The organism is Mesorhizobium sp. B2-1-3A (genome assembly GCF_006442655.1).
Lineage (GTDB): Bacteria > Pseudomonadota > Alphaproteobacteria > Rhizobiales > Rhizobiaceae > Mesorhizobium.
Window position 1 is genome coordinate 790,974 of record NZ_VFWK01000001.1, and the last position, 14,977, is coordinate 805,950.

Below are 14,977 nucleotides of genomic sequence, written 5' to 3' on the forward strand. Positions count from 1 at the left end.
GAAGCGCCGCCTCAGGCGCTCAGCCGAAAGCGCGTCACGTCGATCGCCGCGTTCATCAGCGTCTGCGTGTAAGGCGCTTGCGGGTTGCTGAAGATCGCCTCGGTTGGCCCCTCCTCGACAATCTTTCCCTGCTTCATGACGATGATGTAGTCGGCCATGGCGCGCACCACGGCGAGGTCGTGGCTGATGAAGAGGTAGGACAGTTCATGGTCGGCCTGCAGCTTGCGCAGCAGTTCGACGATCTGCTTTTGCACCGAGCGATCAAGCGCGGAGGTCGGCTCGTCCAGCACGACCATCTTTGGCTTCAGGATCATGGCGCGTGCAATGGCGATGCGCTGCCGCTGGCCGCCCGAGAATTCATGCGGGTAGCGGTTGCGGGCGTTGGGATCGAGCCCGACTTCGCGCAAGGCCTCGACCGCGCGCTGGTCACGCTGCTTGCTCGAAAGGTTCGGCTCATGCACCAGAAGGCCTTCGGTGATGACCTGGCCGACGGTCATGCGCGGCGACAGCGAGCCGAACGGATCCTGGAAGACGAGTTGCATCTGGCGCCGCAGCGGCCGCATCGCCTGCCGGTCGGCCGTGGAAATGTCGCGATCGCCAAAACGGATCAAACCATCGCTCGGCAGCAGCCGCAGCAGGGCGCGGCCGAGTGTCGATTTGCCCGATCCGGATTCGCCGACGATGCCAATGGTCTGGTTGCGCTGAAGCCGGATCGAAATGTCATCGACGGCACGCAGCATCAGTGACTCGCCGGCCAGAAACCCGCCGCCGATCCTGAACGTGACTTCGACATTCCTGCCTTCGAGCACCACGGGCGCATTGGCCGGCGGTGGTGCCTTGGTTCCTGTCGGCTCGGCCGCCAGCAGCATCTTGGTGTAGGCGTGCTGCGGGTTTGCGAAGATCGCTTCCGCCTCGCCTTCTTCAACCACCTCGCCCTGGCGCATGACATAGACACGGTCGGCGAAACGCCGGACGATGCCAAGATCGTGGGTGATGAAGACGATCGCCATGCCTAGCTTGCGCTGCAGTTCGGCGAGCAACATCAGGATCTGCGCCTGGATGGTCACGTCGAGCGCCGTCGTCGGCTCGTCGGCGATCAGGATGTCGGGATCGTTGGCCAGCGCCATGGCGATCATCACGCGCTGGCGCTGGCCGCCGGACATTTCGTGCGGATAGGATTTCATCCGCCGCTCGGGATCGGGAATATGCACGAGCCGCAAGAGCCTGAGCGCCTCCTCGCGTGCCTCGGCGGCATTCAGGCCGCGATGCCGGCGGATCGGCTCGATCAGCTGGTTGCCGATCGAATAGAGCGGATCGAGCGAGGTCATCGGCTCCTGGAAGATCATGCTGATCTTGGCGCCGCGCACCTTGTTCAGGTCGGACTTGCTCAGTGTCAGCAGGTTGCGGCCGCGATAGTCGACATGGCCCGTGGCTTCGCCGTTCGAGGCCAGCAGGCTCATCGCCGCCATCATGGTCTGGCTCTTGCCGGAACCGGACTCGCCGACCACGGCAACGGTCTCGCCGGCATTGACGTGGATGTTGATGCCCTTCACCGCCTCGACGGCGCCGTCGAGCGTGCGGAAGCGGACGCGCAGGTCCTTGACGGCGAGGATCGTTTCGGGAGTGGCCATGTCAGCGGTCCCCATCTCAGCGATCCCCATCTCATCGATCCCTTGGGTCGAGCGCGTCGCGCAGGCCGTCGCCGACGAAATTCAGGGCGAACAGCGTCGAGACGAGGAAGAAGGCAGGGAACAGGAGCAGCCAGTTGGCGGTGCCGATGTTCTTGGCGCCGACCGAAATCAGCACGCCCCAACTGGTCATCGGTTCCTGCACGCCGAGCCCGAGGAACGACAGGAAACTCTCCAGGATGATGACCTGCGGCACCAGCAGCGTCATGTAGATCACCACCGGACCGAGCAGATTGGGGATGACATGGCGCAACAGGATGCCGCGCTGGCCGACGCCCATGGCCTCGGCCGCCTGGACATATTCCTGGCGGCGGATGGACAGCGCCTGGCCGCGCACGATGCGGGCCATGTCGAGCCACAGCACCGCGCCGACGGCCAGGAACATCAGCACGAAGTTGCGGCCGAAGAACACCACCAGCATGATGACGAAGAAGATGAACGGCAAGGAATAGAGCACGTCGACAATGCGCATCATCACCTCGTCGATCTTGCCACCGGAAAAGCCGGCGGCGGCGCCATAGATCACGCCAATCACCACCGCCACGACGCCGGCGAGCAGGCCGATGGCCAGCGAGATGCGCCCGGCCATCAGCGTGCGCGACAGCAGATCGCGGCCGGTGTTGTCGGTGCCGAACAGGAAATATTGCTGCTTGACCGATGTGCTCATCGTCACCTCGAGCCCGTCGGGCGATTTGTTCTCGATCCTGGTGTCGTCAAAGGCATCGGAGCGGTCGAGATAGCGGATGTTGCGATCATCGACCGGTTTGGTCGAGGTGACCGTGACCGTGACGCGGCTGCCTTCCTGATGCCATTCCTTGAGGTCGACACGCATGCGCTTGATGGCGTCCGTGAGCGCGCCCTGGATCATGTCTGGCTTCGGGTAGGCCGACAGGCTTGGCGGCATGCGCACATAGTCGGCATAGATGGTCGTGTATTGATGCGGCACGAACCAGGGGCCGAACACGCTGACGATCCCGATCAAGGCGAGATAGTAGAGGCTGAACATGGCGGCGCGGTTGGCCTTGAGGCGCGCCCAGGCATCGCCCCAGAGCGAGCGGCCAACGATGGTGGGAGCCGTGGCTGCGATGTCAGTCATAGCGCACCCTCGGATCGACGACCGCGTACATGACGTCGACGATCAGGTTGAAGATGATGGTGAAGATGGCGATCACCACCACCGTCCCCATCACCAGCGTGTAGTCGCGGTTGAGCGCTGCATCGACAAAATAGCGGCCGACGCCTGGAATGGAAAAGATCGTCTCGACGATGACAGAACCGGTCAAAAGGGCCGCCGCCGCGGGGCCGGTAAACGATACGATCGGCAGGATGGCGCCGCGCAGGGCGTGCTTGACCACCACCGACCAGTCGGAAAGGCCGAGCGCGCGCGCCGTGCGGATATGGTGGGAGCGCAGAGATTCGATCATCGAGCCGCGCATCAGGCGGGCAACGATGGCGATCTGCGGCAAGGCAAGGGTGAGCACCGGACCGACCTTGTTGATGAAGGCGCCATCGCCCCAGCCGCCGATCGGCAGCAGCTTCCAGGTCAATCCGAAGAGGAGCTGGATCACCGGCGCGATGACGAAGGTCGGGATGGTGCTGCCGGCGGTCGCCAGTGCAATCACCGTATAGTCGCCAAGCTTGTTCTGGTTGAGTGCGGCGATGGTGCCGAGCAAGGAACCCAGCAGCAGCGCCAGGATCAGTGCCGACGCACCGAGTTGCACCGAAATGGGCAGGCCCTTGGCGAACAGTTCGGTGACGGTGAAGTCCGGCATGTTGTAGCTCGGACCGAAATTGCCGCGCAGGAGATTGCCGAGATAGTGGACATATTGCAGCCAGAGCGGGTCGTTGAGGCCGAATTGGGCTTCAAGGTTGGCCTTGATCTCGGGGCTCAGCCCCCGCTCCTGGTTGAATGGGCCGCCTGGCGCGACGCGCATCAGGAAAAACGCCATCGTCACGATGACGAACAGCGTCGGTATGGCGGTCAAAAGCCGCCGGAATACGTATCGCAGCATCGGTGCCCCGCTTGATCCGAAGCACCAACGTCCAGTTGGACGATTGCGCTCCAGCCTTCAAATCTTCGCACCGGATTTTCCGAAAATCGATTCCGCTTCCCGGGCCGATGCGATGGCAAACCAGCACCTCCGCGCACGGAGTGCGCGGAGGCTTGGCCAGGGTCAGTCCTTGCTGACGAAACGTGACGGATGGACGTCCATCACATTGTCGACGAAGCCATGCAGCTTCGAGGAAACGATGTCGTGGTAGCTGTAGTAGAGAAGCGGAATCTGGCCGACGTCGTCGACAAGAATGCGCTCGGCCTCGGAGAGCTCCTTCATGCGCTCCTCGGGCTTGCCGCCGGCGGCGGCCGCCTTGTCCATGGCCGCTTCATAGGCCGGGCTGTTGTAGTTCGAGTAGTTGTTGCCGCTCGCCTTGCGCGAGATGCCGAGGAAGGTTTCGGGATCCTTGTAGTCGGCGATCCAGGCGGCACGCGCCACGTCATAGTCGCCCTTCTGCTCAAGGAAGGAGTAGTGGGTCTTGGTGTCGGTGTTGAGCAGCGTGACGTCGACGCCAAGCGGCTTCAACTGCTCCTGGATGGCAACCGCGGTGTTCTTGTGGTTCTCCGACGTGTTGTACCGGATTTCCATCTTCAGCGGATGTTCGGGCGTGTAGCCAAGCTTCTCGAGGATTTTCTTGGCGGCGTCCTCGCGATCGATCTGCGGCATGTCGGCGTATTTGGCCATTGCGGGCGTGTAGCCCTCGATGCCGGGAGGCACCATGGAATAGCCGGGCAGCATCGAGTTCTGCCAGACCTTTTCGGCGATGAAGTCGCGGTCGATCGCCATCGAAATGGCGTTGCGCAGTTCAGGGTTGTTCCACGGCGCCTTGTCGGTCTTGATCGCGTAGTAATAGGTGCCGAGATATGGGCCGACATGGATCTGGTCGCCGAACTTGGTCTTGAGGTCGGCGAGCTGTTCGGTCGGCAGATCGTCGTAGCTGTCGAGTTCGCCGGCTTCGAAGCGCTTCATGGCCGAGGAGCGATCTTCGGTCGGGATGTAGTTGACCACGTCGAACTTGACGGTCGCCGCGTCCCAGAATTTCGGATTCTTGACCAGTTTCATGTGGTCGTTGGGGACCCATTCGGCCAGCGTATAGGCGCCGTTCGAAACAAGGTTGCCGGGCTTGATCCAGTCAGCGCCGAGCTTTTCGATCGAGGCCTTGCTGACCGGATAGGTCGCCTGATGGGTCAGCATCTCCAGGAAGTAAGGTGTCGGCGCCTTCAGCGTCACTTCCAGGGTGTTGGCGTCGATCGCCTTGACGCCCATGTCCTCGGGCTTGCCCTTCTTGGTGTTGACGTCTTCCGCACCCTTCACCGGATAGAGCATCGAGGCATATTCGGCGCCGGTCGCGGGGTCTTCCAGCCGATGGAAGGCGTAGACGAAATCGTCGGCCGTCACCGGGCTGCCGTCCGACCACATGCCGTCCTTGCGCAGCTTGAAGGTGTAGACGGTGCCGTCATCCGATACCGTCCAGCTTTCGGCGGCGCCCGGAATGAGGTTCGCCTTCTCGTCCTGCATGACCAGTCCCTGGAACAGGTCACGCAACACATTGGCTTCATAGACCGTCGAGGTCTTGTGCGGGTCGACCGATTCCGACTCAGCGGCGGTGCCCCTGTTATAGACGGTCTCCGCGAAAGCCGGCGTGTAGAACGCACCGGCGGCTACGGCCATGGTGGTGGCGAACACCGTCGCCTTCAGCATGTTTTTCAGCATGAAGTTCTCCCTGTCGGCGCTGCCGTCGGCGCGCCTTTTCGTGTTGACGCCCCGGGGACCGATATCTGGTTCCTTCAAGCGTGCCACCGGTTCCCTCCGGCAGCTGGTGGCAGGAGACTAGACAGGAGGTAAGCTGTTTTCAACCGAGTACTGATTGACCCTAAGTCAATCCTTCCAACCGAAGAAGCAACGGCTAAATTAGAGCGGCTTTTTCAATTGTACGCACTCTCTGGTTGTACCCAGAGTTTTCGCTTTCTGCATGCGAATTTTGGCATGCTGTTATCATGGTTCAGAACCTCATTTCCAAGGCCCGAAAGCGCGCTTTCCGAACAGACAATTCGGGAACTTCAGCGGTTGAATTCGCTTTGCTGTCGCCGCTCTTTATCCTCATAATACTCGGAATGGTTGCGTACGGCATCTATTTTGGCGCCGCGAACTCGATCCAGCAGATCGCGGCCGACGCCGCCAGGACGGCCATTGCAGGATTGAACCAGACCGAGCGGCAAACGCTGGTGGCCTCCTTCCTCACCAACAATGCCGGCGGATACCCCTTCGTGGACGTCAGCAAACTGACCTACCAGGCCAATGACAGCGTAGCCGATGGAAGCCAGTTCGTGGTGTCTATCTCCTACGATGCGCGCAACCTGCCGATCTGGAATCTCTTCCCGGGCATAGCCATGCCGGGGACCACCATCAAGCGCCAGTCAACGATCAGGGTCGGGGGTATCTGAATGCCGCAGCGTCGGGGCAAGGGCATCGGCCGGCTTGTACGGTCGATGCTGGGAGACAGGAATGCGAACTTTGCCGTCATGACGGCACTGAGCGCTCCGGTCGCGCTGGCGCTGGCCGCGGTGGCCATCGATGAAGCCTCCATCTATACCGAACGCCGCGAAGCCCAGGCGATGGTCGATCTGGCGGCGATCACCGCCGCCTCGAACATCAACAATGTCAACACGGCGGTCGTGACCACGCTCACCGACAACGGCATGCCGGGTGTCGTCGTTCAGGCCTCGGGCCAGACCATTCCCCCGGCCGTCGGAAAGACGGTGGTGACGGTCACAAAGGGCCGATATGCCTCATCGACCGCCAATGTCACCCAGCGCTTCCAGGCGGGTGTGACACCTTACAATGCAGTGCGTGTCACGCTGGCGAAAATCCCCGCCCGCTATTTCGCGAGCTCGCTCATCCCCACTCCGGTCATCGGCACCCAGGCCACGGCCAGCATGACGCCGCAGGCCGCATTCTCGGTCGGATCGAGGCTGCTCAGCGTCAACGGCGGCATCCTCAACGCGCTTCTAAGCGGACTTCTCGGCGGCAACATCTCGCTCAGCGTCATGGACTATAACGGGCTGATATCGGCCGACGTCAGCGTGCTCTCCTTTGTCAGTGCCCTGGCCACACAACTGAACATCACCGCCGGCACCTATTCAAACGTGCTGGCCTCGAAGGCGACTGTCGGCCAGATCGCCACAGCCATGGCCAACGTTCCTGGTCTCGGCAATACGGCCAAGGTCGCCCTGCAGACCGTCGCCACCAAGTCGACTAGCACGGTCAAGATCCCGCTCAGCAGTCTTATCGACCTTGGTTCCGTCGGCAGCCTGGGCCTCGGACAACAGCCGTCCGGCCTTGGGGTCGACGCAAGCGCCATGGGGATGCTGACCGCCGCCGCCGTGCTCGCAAACGGCACCAACCAGGCGGCGGTCGATCTCGGCGCCACCATCCCCGGGCTGCTCTCCACCAAGCTCAACATCGCCATTGGCGAGCCGGCGCAATCCTCGCCCTGGCTGGCGGTCGATGGCATCGGCACCGTCGTGCGGACCGCCCAGACGCGCATCAAGCTGACGGCCTCGGTCGGCATCGGCACACCCGGCCTCAGCGGCGGCATCAGCCTGCTGGCCGTCAATCTGCCGCTCAATGTGGAAGTCGCCTACGCCGAAGCCAAGCTGACCGACATAACCTGTCCGACAGGGCCTTCCAGCATCAGCGTTTCCATCGCCGCACATCCCGGTATTGCCCAGTTGAACCTGGCCAACAGCAACAACGCCTCCGGTTTCGCCGATTTCAGCCAGCCGCAGACCTTCACCGACGCCGAGATCGCCGATGTGAGCCTGAGGATCCTGCTGATCAACATCCCGCTGATCCAGGTGATGGGTTCGGCCGCGACCGCGATCACCAACAACAGCCCGCAGACCCTGACCTTCAACGCGACCGACATCGCCAACAAGACGATCAAGACCGTTTCGACGCGCAACATCTCGCAGTCGCTCACCACGTCGCTGGTCAACAATTTGTCGCTTTCGGTCAATGCGCTCGGTCTCGGCATCGATCTGACGGCCCTGCTCGGAACGGTCAAACCAGCAGTTGTGGCCCTGCTCAACACCGTGACGGCGCCCGTCGACGACTTGCTCTACAATGTGCTGTCGGCCCTGGGGGTCGGTGTCGGCCAGGCCGACGTGCGTGTCACCGGGGCGACGTGCGGACGCGCCGTGCTCGTTCAATAAGCTTTGTGGCCAGGCGGTCGCCTGGCCCGGACGCGGTCGAACCGCCAGTCAGTCGAGCCGACCAAGGAAGCAACCGAGAGCCGGCAGCGAGAGCGCTTCTTCCTCGATAGCAGCTTCGCCATCCAAGACAGCCGCAATTGTTCCGATGTCCCCTGGCAATTGCCAATTCGCCGGCTCCGCGGGGAAATTGAAGACACAGAGCAGCCTCTGTCCGCCACCTTCGCGGATGAAGGCGAGCACATCACCCTCGGCGTCGAGAAAGCGGATCGAACCGCTGACCAGTGCTGGATGACGCCTGCGCAAGGCAAGCGTCGAACGGTAGGCGGACAGCACAGATTGGTCGTTGCCGTTCTGCACATCGGCGGCGCGGGCGCGATGGCTGGCCGGGACCGGCAGCCAGGGCCTGGCGGTCGAGAAACCCGCATTGTCGGCGCCGGCCTCCCAGACCATCGGCGTGCGGCAACCATCCCTGCCCTTCACGCCAGGCCAGAAGCGGATGCCGACGGGATCGCGCAGATCCTCGTAGGCCAACTCCGCCTCTTCCAGGCCGAGTTCCTCGCCCTGATAGAGGCAGATCGAGCCGCGCAGGCAAGCGAGCAGCGTTATCGAGAATCTGGCCACCGTGTCGGGATCGCCGTCCGGCCTTGTCCAGCGGCTGACATGGCGCACCACGTCATGATTGGAGAACGCCCAGCAGACCCAACCGTCGACGACCGCATGTTCGAAAGCCTCGACGCAGCCGCGCACATGCGCCGCCGAAAATTGCGAACCGAGCAGGTCGAAGGTGTAGCACATCTGCAGCTTGTCGCCGCCGGAAGTGTAGGCGGCCAGCGTCTGCAGCGAGCGGCCCTCGTCGCCGATTTCACCAACCGCGGCACGGCCCTCATACTCGTCCAGCAATGCCCGGAAACGTTTGAGGAAAGCCAGGTTTTCCGGCTGCGTCTTGTCGAACAGATGCTCCTGGTAAAGGTAGGTGTTGGTTTCGCCATTGGTGCCGGCGACACTCGACGCCAAGGGCGGATTGCTGCGTAGCCAGCGGTCGTGGACATAGTAATTGACGGTGTCGAGCCGGAAACCGTCGACGCCGCGCTCCAGCCAGAACCGAACCGTGTCCAGCAGTGCATCCTGGACCTCGCGATTGTGGAAATTCAGGTCGGGCTGCGAGGCGAGGAAATTGTGCATGTAATACTGCCGGCGGGTCGAATCCCACTCCCAGGCAGGGCCACCGAAGACGGACAGCCAGTTGTTGGGCGCGTTGCCGTCGGGCTTCGCATCGGCCCAGACATACCAATCGGCCTTGGGGTTGTCGCGGCTGGCGCGGCTTTCGATGAACCATTCATGCTTGTCGGATGAGTGCGACAGCACCTGGTCGATGACGACCTTCAGGCCCAGCCGGTGCGCTTCGGCGACCAGGGTGTCGAAATCCTCCAGCGAACCGAACATCGGATCAACGTCGCTATAGTCCGACACGTCGTAGCCCATGTCGGCCATTGGCGACTTGAAGAAGGGCGACAGCCAAACGGCATCGACGCCAAGCGAGGCGATGTGGGCGAGCCTTGCCGTGATACCCCTGAGATCGCCGCTGCCATCGCCGGTCGTGTCCTGGAAGGAACGCGGATAGACCTGGTAGATGACGCAGCCACGCCACCACTCGTTGGCATCTTCATCGGCCATCACGACCCCTTCCCGGCGCCGCCCTTTTGAGCCAGGCGCTCGATCATGAAATTGACGCTGCGGCCCGGCATTGGCCGCGCAAGGTCGACCGCCTGCGTTTCGATCGCCGGCTGCCATCGGAACCCTTCCCTTTCGGGCAAGGTGAAGACGCATTGGCGGCGATCGCCATTGATGATGACGGCAAGGCGGCCGCCGCCTGCATCGCCCAATAGCATGACAAGGCGATGTCGGCCGGGATCGTTCCAGTCCGCCTCGGCCAGCGGCATGCCGGTCTCAGTCAACCAGACGACGTCGGGGATGCCTGAGGCCTCGGCTGATTGTCCCATCAGGAAATGCGTATCCGACAATGCCGGGACGGCGCGGCGGAGTGTGGCCAGCGCCGATGCGTAACGCTCCAGCACCTGGTCGCGGCCCGTCCAATCCAGCCAGGTGACGGCGTTGTCCTGCGCGTAGGCGTTGTTGTTGCCCTTCTGGGTACGACCAAATTCGTCGCCTGCGGTCAGCATGATGGTGCCCCGCGAGGCAAATAGTGTGGCAAGCAGCGCGCACTGGTCTTCGAAGCGCGCTTTGCCGATCGCCGCGTTGTCCGTCTCGCCCTCGGCGCCGTTGTTCCAGGACAAATTGTCGTTGTGGCCATCACGGTTCTGCTCGCCATTGGCCGCGTTATGCTTACGCTCATAGGCGACGATATCGGCCAGCGTCATGCCATCATGCGCGGCGATGAAATTGACCGTTCGGCTAGCTGGTTGGCCTGCCTTGCCAAAAACATCGGATGAGCCGGCAAGCCGGGTCGCCAACGCTCCAACCGCGCCGACATCGCCACGCCAGAAGCGTCTGGCGTCGTCGCGATAGCGATCGTTCCATTCGAGGAAGCGCGCGGGGAAATTGCCGAGCTGATAGCCGTCCGGGCCTATATCCCAGGGTTCGGCGACCAGCACGCGATCGGCAAGGACCGGATCGCCGGCGATAGCCTCGAGCAAGGGCGCGGCGGGATCGAACACGCCATCGACGCGGCCCAGCACCGGTGCCAGATCGAAGCGAAAGCCGTCGACGCCGGCATGGCGGACAAAATGGCGAAGCGTGTCGAGCACCATGTCGCGCACCACCGGATGGTCGCACGCGACGGTGTTGCCAGTGCCGGTGTCATTGACCAGCCTGCCATCCGGCTGGTGCCGGTAGTAGGCTTGATTGTCGAGGCCGCGCAACGACAGCGTCGGCCCCAGCCTGTCGCTTTCGCCTGTGTGGTTGAAGACGAGATCGAGGATGGTGCCGATGCCGGCCTGGCGCAGCCTCGCGACGGTTTCGCGCAATTCGGCCAGACCGCCGGGCGCCAGCCGTGGATCGAGCGCCATGAAGGTGACGGGGTTATAGCCCCAGGCGTTGCTCAGGCCCAGCGGTGGCAGATGCCGCTCGTCGATCGACGCCGTCACCGGCATCAGTTCGACCGCGGACACACCGAGGCGCTTCAGATGCGCGATGATGGCGGGGTGGGCGAGCGCTGCCAGGGTACCGCGCTGTTCTTCCGGCACATCAGGGTGGAGCTTCGTGAAGGAGCGGACGTTCAGTTCGTAGATCAGGCCGCCCGGACGAAACAGCGGCGGCAGCACGGGCACTGCCTTGGGCAAGGTCCTTGCCACGGTCTTGGGCATCAACGGCGCGGTGTCCGCACCCTCGTTACGCCGCGCGGCGAGCCGCCAGTGATAAGCATAGGGCCGGTCGATTTCGACGGCGTAGGGATCGGTCAGCAGCTTGTCGGGATCGAACCACAGCCCAAGCTCGGGCGCATAATCGCCGTCGGCACGAAAACCATACAGCGTGCCCGCGGCAAGGCCGGAAACGAAGAGCGCATGCACCCCCTCGCCTTCCGGCTTCAGTTCCAGCCGGTCGATTTCGCGATTGTCTTTTTCGTCGAAGATAGAGACCCAGAGGCGACGGGCCGATGCGGACCATGCGGCAAAGCGGATGCCTTCGGGGGTGATTGTGGCGCCGAGTTGGGTCATGCCAGCGCCTCCCCTTCTCCCCTTGTGGGAGAAGGTGGATCGGCGCGCAGCACCGAGACGGATGAGGGGTGTGTGACGGGACGAGGCGTTGGCAATCTCGATCGAAGAACGCGCCAAGCTGGAGCACCCCTCATCCGACCTCGCTTCGCGAGGCCACCTTCTCCCACAAGGGGAGAAGGGAAAGCCCTCAACGCCACCCCTCAAGTAATCACGCTCGGCTTGTTGCGGCCGGTGTGGCTCTTGATCCCGGCAATGTCGTCGGCGGCGGCGATGAGGTCGGCGAGTGCGACCTGGGTGTCGAGATCGTGCCGCGCCTTGTCCGGCTCGTAGCGCTCGATATAGACGCGCAAGGTGGCACCTGAAGTACCCGTGCCGGAGAGCCGGAAGACGACGCGAGAACCGCCTTCGAACAGCACCCTGATGCCCTGGTGCTCGCTGGTCGAGCCGTCGACCGGGTCATGATAGGCGAAGTCGTCGGCCTTGGTGATCTTCAGGCCGCGCACGCTGGTGCCGGGCAGCGAGCCGAGCTTGGCGCGCAGTTCGTCGACCAGCGCATTGGCGCGGTCGCTCTCGACCTCCTCATAGTCGTGGCGCGAATAGTAGTTGCGCCCGTAGGCCGCCCAGTGCTCGGTGACGACCTGCTTGCAGCTTTCGCCGCGCGCGGCGAGGATGTTGAGCCACAACAGCACCGCCCAAAGGCCGTCCTTCTCGCGGACATGGTTGGAGCCGGTGCCCGCACTTTCCTCGCCACAGATCGTCGCCATGCCGGCATCGAGCAGATTGCCGAAGAACTTCCAGCCTGTCGGGGTCTCATAGATGCCGATGCCGAGTTTTTCGGCGACCCGGTCGGCCGCGCCACTGGTCGGCATCGAGCGGGCAATGCCCTTCAGCCCGTCCTTGTAGCCGGGCGCCAGGCGGGCATTGGCGGCAAGCATGGCCACCGAATCCGACGGGGTGACGAAAATGCCCTTGCCGATGATCAGATTGCGGTCGCCGTCGCCGTCGGAAGCGGCACCAAAATCCGGCGCATCCGGCCCCATCATCTCATCATAGAGGTGCTTGGCGTGGACCAGGTTCGGATCGGGATGATGGCCGCCGAAATCGGGCAGCGGCTTGAAGTTGCGGCAGGTGCCGTTGGCCGCGCCAAGCCGGTTTTCAAGGATCTCCTTGGCATAGGGACCGGTCACCGCGTGCATGGCGTCGAAGCGCATGCGGAAGCCTGACTTGAACAGTTTGCGCAGCGCGTCGAAATCGAACAGGCTTTCCATCAGTTCGGCATAGTCGGCGACCGGATCGATGATCTCGACCGTCATGCCGGCGGCCTTGACCGTGCCGATCGTGTCGATGTCGATCGGATCGATGTCCGATGTCTTGAAGCTCGAAATCGCCTTGGTTTTCTCGAAGATCGCGTCGGTCAGCTTTTCCGGCGCCGGGCCACCATTGCCGGCATTGTACTTGATGCCGAAATCCTCGTGCGGGCCGCCCGGATTATGGCTGGCCGACAGGATGATGCCGCCGAAGGTCTTGTATTTGCGGATGACATGCGAGGCGGCGGGCGTCGACAGGATGCCGCCCTGCCCGACCATCACCTTGCCGAAGCCGTTGGCGGCGGCCATGGCGATCGCCTTCTGGATGACCTCGCGGTTATAGAAGCGGCCGTCGCCACCGATCACCAAGGTCTTGCCCTTGAACCCGTCGAGCGCGTCGAAGATCGACTGGATGAAGTTCTCGGCATAATGCTCCTGCTGGAACACAGGCACCTTCTTGCGCAGGCCCGACGTGCCCGGCTTCTGGTCGGAGTAGGGTTTGGTGGGGACGGTGCGTATCATGCTTCAGGCGACCCTTTTCGAAAGCAGCAGGCGATAGAGTTCAACGTATTTTTCGGCGCTTCGATCCCACGACACATCGGTCTTCATGCCCTGACGCTGGATGGTTTCGAAGACCGCGGGGTTGGCGTAGGCTTCGGCCAGGCGGCTTATGGCGTGCAGCATCGCGCCGCCATTGTTGGGTGCGAACTGGAACCCTGTCGCCACGCCGGCCGCCATCGCCGCTTCGTTGGCGTCGATGATAGTGTCGGCGAGGCCGCCGGTGCGGGCAACCACCGGTACACAGCCGTAGCGCAGGCCGTAGAGCTGCGTCAGACCGCAGGGTTCGAAGCGTGATGGGATGACGATGGCGTCGCAGCCGCCCTGCATGGTGTGCGACAGCCCCTCATCATAGCCGACGACCACGCCGATGCGGCCACGGTGGCGTGCGGCGGCGGCAAGCAATGCGCCTTCCAGGCCGGCGTCGCCCGAGCCCAGTATGGCCAAGCGTACACCGGTCGCGACGACACCGTCGATCACCGTCGCCAATATGTCCATGCCCTTCTGCCAGGTCAGCCGGCTGATGACGCAGACGATGGGGCTATCGTCGCGGTCGAGGCCGAAGCGATCCTCCACGGCGGCCCTGTTCGGTGCCCGCGCCTTGAGCGTGGCGGCCGTATAGTTCGATACCAGATGCTTGTCTGTTTCCGGATCCCAGATGGCTGTGTCGATGCCATTGACGATGCCGTAGAGATCGCTGGAGCGCATGTTGATCAGTCCGTCGAGACCCATGCCGAACTCCGGCGAGCGGATCTCCTGCGCGTAGGTCGGGCTGACGGTGGTGATCGCCCAGGCGGCCTGCAGGCCGGCCTTGAGGAAGCCGACGCCGCCATAATATTCGACGCCGTCAAGCGCCATCGCCGCCGCGGGCAGACCGAGCTCGCCGAAGATGCCGGCGCCAAACTGGCCCTGGAAGGCGAGATTGTGGACGGTCATCATCGAAGGCGTGCCGACCGCCTTGCCGTAGCGCATATAGGCCAGCGTCATCGCCGACTGCCAGTCATGGGCATGGACGATGTCTGGCAGGTAGCCCGAGATGGCGCCGCCGGCGATATCGGCACCGGCCTGGCTCAGCGCCGCGAAGCGCCGCCAATTGTCCGGCCAATCCGCTCCCGAAGCATTGCCATAGGGACCACCGGGCCGGTCGAACAGATGCGGCGCGTCGAGCACGAAAAGATCGAGCCCGGCAAGCTCGACAGAGTGGATGGAGGCCTTGCCGCCTTGCAGCAACGGATACTGGTAGACGGCCTTCCTTTTCTTGAAGCCTTCCATCACCACGGGAAAGCCTGGAATGAGTGTGCGCATGGCCACGCCCTTGGCTGCCAGCGCGACGGGCAGCGCACCGGTCACATCGGCCAGTCCGCCGGTCTTGATCAGCGGGAAGATCTCGGGCGTGACCGACAGAACCTGCATGCGTCTATCCGATCCTGTTCTGAGCAATTCCGGTGGGAAAACCGTTCTCACACTTTTCCTGGAATTGCT

The 14,977-nt window shown here is 63.0% G+C and carries 10 protein-coding genes; 2 read left to right on the forward strand and 8 right to left on the reverse strand.

What is annotated here, in order from left to right:
- Nucleotides 1-11: 11 nt before the first annotated feature.
- The 4 genes from FJ977_RS03990 to FJ977_RS04005 all read right to left on the reverse strand — a co-directional run bounded on the left by FJ977_RS03990 (nt 12) and on the right by FJ977_RS04005 (nt 5,455).
- Complete coding sequence (locus FJ977_RS03990; RefSeq protein ID WP_140768732.1) at nt 12-1,631, reverse strand: ABC transporter ATP-binding protein; 1,620 nt, start codon at nt 1,629-1,631, stop codon at nt 12-14.
- Between the two features lie 31 nt (nt 1,632-1,662).
- Nucleotides 1,663-2,784 carry an ABC transporter permease subunit gene (locus FJ977_RS03995; protein ID WP_140768734.1) on the reverse strand — a complete coding sequence of 374 codons (1,122 nt, stop codon included), beginning with the start codon at nt 2,782-2,784 and terminating at the stop codon, nt 1,663-1,665.
- Nucleotides 2,777-3,700, reverse strand: a complete 924-nt coding sequence (locus tag FJ977_RS04000) for an ABC transporter permease subunit (protein ID WP_140768736.1) — start codon at nt 3,698-3,700, stop codon at nt 2,777-2,779. Before FJ977_RS04000 ends, FJ977_RS03995 begins: the two co-directional genes overlap by 8 nt.
- 162 nt (nt 3,701-3,862) lie before the next feature.
- Nucleotides 3,863-5,455 (reverse strand): peptide ABC transporter substrate-binding protein, encoded by a 1,593-nt coding sequence (locus FJ977_RS04005; RefSeq protein ID WP_140769727.1) that lies wholly within the window; start codon nt 5,453-5,455, stop codon nt 3,863-3,865.
- Nucleotides 5,456-5,739: 284 nt separating this feature from the next.
- Between FJ977_RS04005 and FJ977_RS04010 the strand changes: the two genes are divergently transcribed.
- Nucleotides 5,740-6,186 (forward strand): TadE/TadG family type IV pilus assembly protein, encoded by a 447-nt coding sequence (locus tag FJ977_RS04010; RefSeq protein ID WP_140769729.1) that lies wholly within the window; start codon nt 5,740-5,742, stop codon nt 6,184-6,186.
- On the forward strand, nt 6,187-7,956 hold the full coding sequence (locus FJ977_RS04015) for a TadG family pilus assembly protein (protein WP_140768738.1): 1,770 nt from the start codon (nt 6,187-6,189) through the stop codon (nt 7,954-7,956). It abuts the gene before it with no gap.
- Nucleotides 7,957-8,004: 48 nt separating this feature from the next.
- On the opposite strand, the gene FJ977_RS04020 is transcribed toward FJ977_RS04015, so the two are convergent.
- The 4 genes from FJ977_RS04020 to glgA all read right to left on the reverse strand — a co-directional run bounded on the left by FJ977_RS04020 (nt 8,005) and on the right by glgA (nt 14,908).
- Entirely contained in the window at nt 8,005-9,630 is a 1,626-nt protein-coding gene (locus tag FJ977_RS04020) for an alpha-glucosidase family protein (RefSeq protein WP_140768739.1), read from the reverse strand.
- Entirely contained in the window at nt 9,630-11,630 is a 2,001-nt protein-coding gene (gene glgX / locus FJ977_RS04025; protein ID WP_140768740.1) for a glycogen debranching protein GlgX, read from the reverse strand. Before glgX ends, FJ977_RS04020 begins: the two co-directional genes overlap by 1 nt.
- Before the next feature lie 200 nt (nt 11,631-11,830).
- The gene (locus FJ977_RS04030; protein WP_140768742.1) at nt 11,831-13,459 is read right to left on the reverse strand and encodes an alpha-D-glucose phosphate-specific phosphoglucomutase; all 1,629 of its coding nucleotides are present in this window, start codon (nt 13,457-13,459) and stop codon (nt 11,831-11,833) included.
- Between the two features lie 3 nt (nt 13,460-13,462).
- Nucleotides 13,463-14,908: a glycogen synthase GlgA gene (gene glgA, locus FJ977_RS04035; RefSeq protein WP_140768744.1), complete on the reverse strand. Its 1,446-nt coding sequence runs from the start codon at nt 14,906-14,908 to the stop codon at nt 13,463-13,465.
- Between the last annotated feature and the right edge of the window lie 69 nt (nt 14,909-14,977).

Excerpts from the sequence above, each read along its gene's own strand:
- FJ977_RS03995 (WP_140768734.1), bottom strand. The coding sequence starts at position 2,784 with ATGACTGACATCGCAGCCACGGCTCCCACCATCGTTGGCCGCTCGCTC.
- FJ977_RS04015 (WP_140768738.1), top strand. The coding sequence starts at position 6,187 with ATGCCGCAGCGTCGGGGCAAGGGCATCGGCCGGCTTGTACGGTCGATG.
- glgX (WP_140768740.1), bottom strand. The coding sequence starts at position 11,630 with ATGACCCAACTCGGCGCCACAATCACCCCCGAAGGCATCCGCTTTGCC.
- FJ977_RS04000 (WP_140768736.1), bottom strand. The coding sequence starts at position 3,700 with ATGCTGCGATACGTATTCCGGCGGCTTTTGACCGCCATACCGACGCTG.
- FJ977_RS03990 (WP_140768732.1), bottom strand. The coding sequence starts at position 1,631 with ATGGCCACTCCCGAAACGATCCTCGCCGTCAAGGACCTGCGCGTCCGC.
- FJ977_RS04030 (WP_140768742.1), bottom strand. The coding sequence starts at position 13,459 with ATGATACGCACCGTCCCCACCAAACCCTACTCCGACCAGAAGCCGGGC.
- FJ977_RS04010 (WP_140769729.1), top strand. The coding sequence starts at position 5,740 with ATGGTTCAGAACCTCATTTCCAAGGCCCGAAAGCGCGCTTTCCGAACA.
- FJ977_RS04005 (WP_140769727.1), bottom strand. The coding sequence starts at position 5,455 with ATGCTGAAAAACATGCTGAAGGCGACGGTGTTCGCCACCACCATGGCC.
- glgA (WP_140768744.1), bottom strand. The coding sequence starts at position 14,908 with ATGCAGGTTCTGTCGGTCACGCCCGAGATCTTCCCGCTGATCAAGACC.
- FJ977_RS04020 (WP_140768739.1), bottom strand. The coding sequence starts at position 9,630 with ATGGCCGATGAAGATGCCAACGAGTGGTGGCGTGGCTGCGTCATCTAC.